At 65.7% G+C, this 510-nt stretch carries 1 pseudogene; it reads right to left on the bottom strand.

Features of this window, described 5'->3' with window-relative positions:
- A pseudogene (locus G205_RS20495) lies at positions 1-510 on the bottom strand (glycine dehydrogenase (aminomethyl-transferring)); the annotation flags it as partial.

The following is a 510-nucleotide window of genomic DNA, read 5'->3' as shown; positions in this document are numbered from 1 at the left end:
CTTCCATCTCGGCCGTAGCGTTCAGCTTCATCGTGCAGGAACCCAGCGGGATCATGGTCCGGTCAAGCGCCAGGTCCCGGTCGGACAGCTTCCGGATATACCGCAGCAGCTGCGTCTCGGAGCGGTGCGTATTGAACACCGGATGCTGCAGGAAGGAGGAGGTGCGTTCGACGGCGGAGTCGAGTGCAAAGGCTCCGGTGGAGCCCACTGCCTCGCCGCCGAAAACCGACGCGACGGCGGCGACGGTCGCCGTCGTCGTGGTTTCGTCCACGGAAATACCCACGGTATCGGCGTCGATGAAACGCAGATTGATGCCCTTGGCCTCCGCGGCAGCGACAACCTCCGCTCCCCTGCCGGGGACGCGGACCGTGACGGTGTCGAAGAAGGAACCGTGCAGGACCTCCGCGCCGGAAGCCTTCAGGGAAGCTGCCAGCGTGCGGGCGTGGCGGTGCGCGGTCTGCGCGATCGCTTTCAGTCCCTCGGGACCGTGGTAAACGGCGTACATCGAAG

Source organism: Arthrobacter nitrophenolicus, assembly GCF_000332815.1.
Lineage (GTDB): Bacteria > Actinomycetota > Actinomycetes > Actinomycetales > Micrococcaceae > Arthrobacter > Arthrobacter nitrophenolicus.
This window is presented reverse-complemented; position numbering and strand designations above follow the sequence as displayed.